2 protein-coding genes are annotated in these 2,408 nt (G+C 32.4%); both read right to left on the reverse strand.

Features of this window, described 5'->3' with window-relative positions; all coding sequences use genetic code 11:
- Positions 1-1,112 (reverse strand): O-antigen ligase (locus QZ106_RS09810; RefSeq protein WP_295976642.1); only part of this gene is annotated, 1,112 nt, incomplete at its 3' end.
- On the reverse strand, positions 1,112-2,408 hold a 1,297-nt coding region (locus QZ106_RS09815), incomplete at its 5' end, for a nucleoside-diphosphate sugar epimerase/dehydratase (protein WP_295976643.1). The genes QZ106_RS09815 and QZ106_RS09810, both read right to left, overlap by 1 nt.

Consider the following 2,408-nt stretch of genomic DNA (forward strand, 5'->3'; position numbering starts at 1 on the left):
ACACCCAATGTTGTAATAAATTTTATTCTTTTACTTTCTTTATAACTTCTCTGTTTTTTATAGAAAAAATATAATGGGATTAAAAAAACTCCTAAAAGGGAAATGCCACCTAGTAATCCTTTCTTCGCCGCATCATCAATAAATTGATTATGAAAATGTGTATACTGAATAAATTCTGGAGAAACGACGCCTTTTTCTGCTAGCGCTTTCTTATAACTATCTAATTCCTTCAAATCCCAACCTGAAATTGGATGTTCTAAAAAAGCATCAACTCCCATTTTCCACATATCTAAGCGTGCGCCAATACTTCCATCTTTCACACCATTAGAATAAGAGGTTAATGCACTTTTTACGCTTAATACTCTATCCATAAATTGGGCATTATTACTTAGCAAAACACCTCCAATTAAAATCCCCAAGCCGATCACACCAACTAATTTCTTGGATATTCTATTTTTATAGATATAAAGCACCACAAAAAATATTAATGGGATACCAACCCATCCACCACGAGCAAATGAAAGTACACTCGCTAACACCCCAAACAGTCCGGCAACAGTTGATAATAAAGCAAACTTACTTTTATTTATATCAATAAAATAAAGGGAAACAATAAAGCTAAACAAACCTAATGACATCGCAATATCACCAGATTGAATTTTCATTTGTTCCCAAAATGCACTTGGTAAATGCAAAATGTAATATTGATACAATGCAACTACCCCTGCAATGAAAGACCCAAGTGGAATAATATAGAGTAATAGATCAAATTTAAGTTTACTATAACTAAGAAAAATTATAACAGAGAGGAATAGAAATGCTCTAAATGGGTTATCTATAAGTTTAATTTTCTCTCCATAGAACAAAACAAAAAGAAGTGAAACTAAAAAATAAAATGTAACACTAACAAAAATAGGTTTATTTTTATCTAAAATTTGAAATAAACCTACTTTTTTATAGAGAGAATAAAATAGAAAGGCTACACTCGTAATCAATAATAATGTAGCCCCATAATTATATCCCTTAGGCAGAACAAAAAGCAGTGTGAAAAATAAAAATAGGGAAAAATGAGCAAAAAACTTTTGGTAGCTTTCTATTTTAAGCATAAACATTAACCATTATATAAAACATCAACAATCTCTGTTGTAGGCTTAAATCCTGTCGGTGCTTCCAATAATATTTGTCTAATCTCGACATAATCTGCGTTCTTACAAGCGACGTCTAATTTTTCTAATACTATCGATAACTCTTGCATTGGTAAGTAGGTTTCCTCTGCCGTCATAATGCGTGAATGATCTGTTTTACAAACGTTATCACCACCAATCAGTAATTCCTCGTAAAGCTTTTCACCCGGGCGCAGTCCCGTATAAGCAATTTCAATATCGCCTTTTGGATTTTCTTCATCTTTAACAGATAATCCAGACAATTGAACTAAATTTTTTGCTAAATCAACGATTTTAACCGGTTCTCCCATATCTAAAATAAAGACATCTCCCCCTTTTGCCATTGCACTTGCTTGAATAACAAGTTGAGCAGCCTCAGGAATCGTCATGAAATAACGAATAATATCGGGGTGAGTGACTGTAATAGGACCACCTTTTAAAATTTGTTTTCTAAACAATGGAATCACTGAACCGGATGAACCCAATACATTTCCAAAACGCACCATACTAAAACAAGTTTTAGAATCTTTTAATTGGTCAGATAATGCTTGTAAACATAATTCAGCCATACGTTTACTTGCACCCATTACATTTGTTGGGCGTACAGCCTTATCCGTTGAAATTAAAACGAAAGATTTTACATTATGCTTCGCCGCAGATTTCGCTACATTATAAGTCCCCCAAATATTATTTTTTATTCCTTCAATTATGTTGTATTCGACCAAAGGCACATGTTTATAGGCTGCCGCATGATAAATTGTATCTACATTAAAACGTGTCAAGACAGATTCTAGTCGTTCAATATTTTGAACATTTCCTAAAATAGGATAAATCTTAACATTTAAATCATTATTTTTCTTCGCTATATCCAATAATTCTTGATGAATAGAATAAAGAGAAAACTCAGATAGCTCATATAAAATCAATATTTTAGGTTTATTTACAATAATTTGGCGACATAATTCAGAACCGATAGATCCTCCAGCTCCCGTTACCATAACTGTTTTACCAAAAATATTTTTCTGCAATAACTCTCTATTCGGTAAGACCGGTTCACGACCAAGTAAATCCTCAATTTTTACTTCTCTCAGCTCATCAATTTTTGCATTCCCTTGTAAAATTTCCTCCATATCAGGAATTGTTCTTACCTTAATTTTTAAAGGAATAAGACTATCAATAATCGCTTTTCTCTCAGAACGTGAAGCACTTGGAATGGCAAGTAAAATAACTTTAATATTATATTTC

The sequence above is a fragment of the uncultured Aggregatibacter sp. genome, assembly GCF_901873365.1.
Lineage (GTDB): Bacteria > Pseudomonadota > Gammaproteobacteria > Enterobacterales > Pasteurellaceae > Aggregatibacter.